2 protein-coding genes are annotated in these 5036 nt (G+C 76.6%); both read right to left on the reverse strand.

Annotation, left to right across the window (positions count from 1 at the left end; genetic code table 11):
* The coding region (locus A5771_RS24275; RefSeq protein ID WP_064854094.1) for a PGRS repeat-containing protein at nucleotides 1-2884 on the reverse strand (2884 nt) is incomplete at its 3' end.
* A 254-nt stretch (nucleotides 2885-3138) separates the two neighbouring features.
* The gene (locus A5771_RS23290; RefSeq protein ID WP_064854095.1) at nucleotides 3139-4902 is read right to left on the reverse strand and encodes a hypothetical protein; all 1764 of its coding nucleotides are present in this window, start codon (nucleotides 4900-4902) and stop codon (nucleotides 3139-3141) included.
* Nucleotides 4903-5036 lie beyond the last annotated feature (134 nt).

The following is a 5036-nucleotide window of genomic DNA, read 5'->3' on the forward strand; positions in this document are numbered from 1 at the left end:
CCCCGCCGGCGCCGACCGCGGCGTCCGAGGCGGCGACGCCCGCCCGCCCCTGCGCCCCACCGCCGCCGTCGCCACCGCCGGCCCCGGCACCGCCGTTACCGCCCTGGCCGCCGGAGCCGTTGTTGCCGGCCTTGCCACCGGCGGTCGAACCACCGCCGCCACCGTCACCGCCGCGACCGCCTGCCCCGGCGGTTCCGGCCGCGCCGCCACTGCCGCCGGCGCCTTGGTTGACCGCCAGCGTCGCGTCGCCGCTCGCACCCTCACCGCCGGAGCCGGCCGTACCGCCGTTGCCGCCCTGGCCGCCGTTCCCGCCATTGCCGTTGTCTCCCACCGTGTCGTGGGCGCCGGTGCCGGCGTTGCCGCCGGTGCCGCCCGCGCCACCCTCGCCGCCTTCACCGCCCTGGCCGCCGGCCTGACCGGCGCCGTCGTTGGTGGACAGCACGCCCTGCTCGCCGATGTAGCCGACGCCGCCCTGGCCGCCGTGGCCGCCTTCGCCGGCGTTGCCACCGTTGCCGCCGGTGCCCGGCGCGCCCGCGTCGAGACTGGACTGGTCGCCGGTCCAGTTGCCGCCGGCTCCGCCGTTGCCCCCGGCACCGCCCGCCCCGCCCTTGCCACCGGCGGCAATGGAGCTGCCCTCGCCGCCGGCTCCGCCTGCGCCGCCCTTGCCGCCGGTACCGCCGTTGCCGGCCGCCCAGCCACCGGATCCGCCGGCACCGCCGGCGCCCCCGGAACCACCGTTGCCGCCGTCGCCGCCGAGACCCGCGTCGAAGGCCGCTCGACCGCCCAACCCACCGTTGCCGCCGGCCAGGCCGGTCGGGGCGCCTTCAGACATGACGGTGGCAGTCTGCCCGGCGAAGCCACCCTGGAGAACCGGCGACGATACCGGTGACCGGTTGAATCCATCACCGCCGTCGCCCCCGTTGCCGCCCAGCAGACCCTTGACGCCGTCGGCGCCGTCGGATCCGACCACCCCGGTGCCGGCCAGCCCGCCGGTCCCGGCGGCACCCCCGAGGCCGCCGGCGCCGACCACACCGGCATTGGCACCGGCCCCGCCATTACCGCCGTCGACGTGACCGGCGGTGCCGTTGGCGGCATCGCCTCCGTTGCCACCGGACCCTGCGTCCCCGCCGGCGCCGCCCGCGCCGCCATCACCGTTGGCCCCGGCGCTGCCGGAACCGCCGGCAGCCACACCGCCACCGGCCCCGCCCGCACCGCCGTTGCCGCCCTGGCCGCCATTGCCGCCGAGTGCGGCGTCACCGCCGTTAGCGCCACCGGCGGCATGGGCGTCGGTCGCCGCGTCATAGCCGTCGCCGCCGAGCCCGCCGCGACCGCCGGCGCCACCAGCACCTCCGGCACCGCCTTCGCCGCCGTCCCCGGCGATCGATCCGCCCAGCCCGCCGTTGCCGCCGGCGCCGCCGTTGCTGCCGGCGCCGCCGACCTCACCAGCGCTGCTGAGCAGCCCGGCCGATGTCGCTGCTGTGCCGTCGTCGCCCTCGGCGCCGGCTGCTCCGGCTCCGCCGGCGCCACCGTTTCCGCCGTTGCCGTAGCTGCCGCCGTTGCCGCCGACACCACCGTTTCCGCCGTCGAGGGCAGAAGTCGTCGATGTCCAGCCCGCTCCGCCAGCACCACCGTCACCACCGCTGGTGGCCGTCCGCCCGGCGTCCGCGACCCCGGTCGCGCCCAGCCCACCGGCACCGGCCTTCCCGACCTCACCGCCGTTGCCGCCCGCGCCGCCGTCGGCGTGGTCGGCGGTACCGGCGGCTCCTGCCCCGCCATCCCCGGCGGCTCCGGAGTTGCCACCGATCCCGCCGTTACCGTCGGTGCCGGCCAGCCCCACGCTGCCGAATTGGGCGCCGTGGCCACCGGCGCCGGCTTGGCCGCCGGCGCCACCCGCGCCGCCGTTACCGCCGTCGCCACCATCGCCGCCGGCACCCGTCGCATGAGCAGCGAAGTCACCGGTCGCACCCAGTCCGCCCGTGCCGCCGTTGCCACCGGCTGCACCGTTGCCCGCACTGCCGCCGCGGCCACCGTCACCGAACAGCAGCGACGAACTGGAGCCTCCCGCTCCGCCATTGCCGCCGGAGCCGCCGCCGCCGCCGATGCCGCCGAGTCCGCCGGTGCCGCCGCCCGCCGACCAGATGCCCTGGGCGCCGGTGACTCCCGCGGTGCCCAGGCCGCCGTCACCGCCGAGGCCCCCGGCGCCACCGCTGCCGAACAGCCAGCCGATTCCGGCGCCACCGGAGCCACCGTTGCCCCCGGAAGTACCCGCGCCACCGTCGCCGCCGGCGCCACCGTTGCCGCCGACGCCCATGAACGATCCACCGAGTCCGCCGGCGCCGCCGATGAAGCCGCCGCCGCTGGCGCCGCCCGCCCCACCATTGCCGAGGAAGCCGGCGTCGCCGCCCGCGCCGCCCGCGGTGCCGTCGGCACTGCCGTCGTAGCCGGCACCGCCGTCACCGAAGAGCCAGCCACCGGCCCCGCCGTCGGGGTTGGTCGCGTCGCCGGCGGCGCCGTTGCCGATCGCGAAGGACCCCAGCAAGCCGTTGATCGCGGTGTCGACCTGGAGGCCGAACGGGCTGTTGATCCAGTCCTGCAGCCCGGCATACAGCGGGGTGTAGATCCACTGGTCGAACAGCGCGGTCCAGTCGGTCGGTGAGCCCCAGGCCAGGCCGGGCAGCTGGTCGTCCCAGGCCGCCGGGTTGAACCAGTCCTGCAGGTCAAAGGTGCCGGCTGGTGACGCGGCGTCCGCGTCGGGCAGCGGCGCGGCACCGAACAGGTCGGTCAGCCAGCTGAAATCCAGGTCCGCGTGCGCCGGCGGTGCGCTGGCCAGTGGTGCCATGCCGAAAGCGAGGAACGCCCCGACAGCGGTTCCGGCACCCAGCACGCGGCGATGCTGACGCTTTCCTGTGCGAAGTGCGACCTGCTGTCCCGTGCCACGGCGCCCACCAGACATCGAGAGTCTCCTATCCAGACCCCCAGTCCGGGTTGCCTATTCACTTATCCCTCGCCCTGGGCAGAAGTCTATGTTTTTGGATCGTAAAATCAAGGATTTTCTGTGAGTTAGTTCATTTTTTCTTCATCTTGAGAGGGTTGCGACTGGCCGACCTCCCGGTGCGCTGCACCGCCGCAGCTACGCTCTTAGCAGGGCGGTGTGGCTCCGCCGACACAACCGTGCGCGCCGGAACCGCCTTGGCTTCCATGACTGCCGGCGCCGCTGCCGTTAGTGCCCTGACCACCGACGCCGGTCTGGCCGCCGGCCCCGCCGGCCCCACCATCGCCGCCCTCGCCACCGATGTGTCCACCGGTGCCGCCGTTACCGCCGTCACCACCCGTGCCGCCGTTGGGGCTGCTGCCGCCCTTACCGCCCAGCAGTCCTAGGCCGAGCGCCGGCGCACCGCCGTTGCCGCCATTGCCGCTCTGGCCGCCGGTGCCGCCGCTACCACCGCTACCACCGCTACCGCCGCTGCCACTGGCATTTGCGCCACCGACGCCACCGGTACCGCCGAAGCCGCCGGCGCCCGGCGTTCCGGCATTGCCGCCGTCGCCTCCGATGCCGCCGATCCCTAACACGCCGAGCAGGCCTTGGCCACCGGTACCGCCGTTGCCGCTTTGGCCCCCTACTCCGCCGATGCCGCCGGTACCTCCGACACCGCCGACGCCGGTGACAGCGTCACCGCCCGCACCGCCGACACCGCCTGCGCCACCGACTCCCCCGGCGCCGCCGGTGCCACCTGTCTGGCCGGCGAGATCCAAAAGGCTGCCGTTCTTCCCGACAGCGCCGTTACCGCCGGTGCCGCCGATCCCTCCTCGGCCGCCTTGCCCGCCGGCACCGCCGTCACCCGAGATCGAGCCGCCCTTGCCCCCGGCACCTCCATTGCCACCGGTCGCTCCGCCCCCACCGGTGCCGCCGTTGCTACCCGCGGTGCTCGGGTTCGTCCCCGTCGCCCCCTGCGCCCCGTTTCCGCCGGCGCCGCCCTGACCGCCGTTGCCGATATTGCCGCCATCGCCGCCGCGGCCGCCCTGTCCTCCGGCGGCACCGCTGGTCGTCGGGTTATAGCCGTGTCCGCCGTAGCCGCCGTTGCCGCTGGGCCCGCTCGGCAGCCCGCCGGCCGCACCGGCGGTCCCGGCGGTCCCGCCACCGCCCGCGGTGCTGCCAGCCGCACCGCCGTTACCGCCGCCACCACCGGTGCCGGCGTCACCGCCGCGGCCGCCCGCCCCGCCGATGCCGCTGTTGACCCCCGTGGTGTTGTCAGCACCGGTCCCGCCGTTGCCACCCGCCCCGGCGACACCCCCGGCGCCCCCGGCGCCACCATTGCCGTTGACGCCGACCGCGCCGGTGGCGAGGTTGGTGCCGGCATCACCGCCGCGGCCACCGGCACCACCCTGGCCGCCGACCCCGCCGTTGGTCCCGGCAACTCCGGCAGCGCCGTCGCCGATCTGCGCCCCGGGGGTACCGTTCGCTCCCACACCGCCCGCGCCACCCTTGCCGCCGGCACCGCCCTGGCCTCCGGCGCCTATGCCGCCGGCACAGTTGGCGCCGGGCAGATCCAGGCAGTTGCCGCCGGTGCCCCCTGCGCCGCCGTTGCCGCCGCGGCCGCCGGTGCCCGCGGCCCCGGTCAGGCTGCCCGCCCCACCGGTCCCGCCGGCTCCGCCGTCGCCGCCCTTGCCACCGGCTCCGCCCTGATACCCGCCGCTTCCGCCCAGGCCGCCGGCGCCGCCGTTGCCGCCGTCGCCCCCGGCCCCGCCGACCCCGTTGAGCGCGGCGGCGTTGCCGCCGAGGCCACCGGCGCCGCCGGTGGCGGCGCCACCCGAGGCCAGGACCGCGAACCTGGCCACCGAACCCGTCCCCGAATAGTCGTAACCGCGGCCACCGATACCGCCGTTGCCGCCGCCGGTGGCCATCTGCCCGTCGGCGCCGGCCGCGCCGGCACTACCGCTGCCGGCCAGCCCGCCGGTGCCCGCCGCTCCCTATGCCGCCGGCACCACCATGGCTGGCGGCCCCGCCATCAGTGCCATCTCCACCGTTGCCGCCGATG

Origin of the sequence: Mycolicibacter sinensis (genome assembly GCF_001667375.1) — a bacterium.
Lineage (GTDB): Bacteria > Actinomycetota > Actinomycetes > Mycobacteriales > Mycobacteriaceae > Mycobacterium > Mycobacterium sinense_A.

Excerpts from the sequence above, each read along its gene's own strand:
- A5771_RS23290 (WP_064854095.1), bottom strand. The coding sequence starts at position 4,902 with ATGGCCACCGGCGGCGGCAACGGCGGTATCGGTGGCCGCGGTTACGAC.